This is a genomic window from Bradyrhizobium sp. Mp27, from assembly GCF_029953005.1.
In the GTDB taxonomy this organism is placed as follows: domain Bacteria; phylum Pseudomonadota; class Alphaproteobacteria; order Rhizobiales; family Xanthobacteraceae; genus Bradyrhizobium; species Bradyrhizobium barranii.
The window spans coordinates 1-389 of sequence record NZ_JASAUS010000669.1 but is presented as its reverse complement, the minus strand read 5'-3'; the positions used below and the strand labels follow the sequence as shown (position 1 = coordinate 389).

1 protein-coding gene is annotated in these 389 nt (G+C 60.9%); it reads right to left on the bottom strand.

What is annotated here, in order from left to right:
* Positions 1–9 precede the first annotated feature (9 nt).
* Positions 10–389 (bottom strand): transposase (locus QJT78_RS52245; protein WP_281460960.1); only part of this gene is annotated, 380 nt, incomplete at its 5' end.

Here is a 389-nt window from a genome sequence, read left to right as displayed (position 1 = left end):
AGTCGATCGTTAATAAGCCGAATTGGGCTGAACTGGACAGTTGAGCGTTGGCCAGAGTGAGAGCAGGAAGAGGGACAAAAGGTCTCTGAGCCAAGCCAGGACACGGCGGAGGTTGTGGCCAACGGCCGAGAGGAGAACGTTAGCGGCATCTCCGGCGCGGCCTTTGAGATAGCAGCGGCCAAGGTGACCTTCGTTCTTCATGTGTCCGATGATGGGCTCGATGGCGGAACGGCGGCGTAGCTCGCGCTTGATGACGCCGAAGACGCCGCGCTTCTGGCCCGAGATGAAGACGCGGCGGGGATTTTGTGTGTCGTGGCCGCGATATCCCTTGTCGACATAGGCCCGTTCGATCGGGCAGCCGGTGAGGCTCTCGGTGCGCTCGATGACGT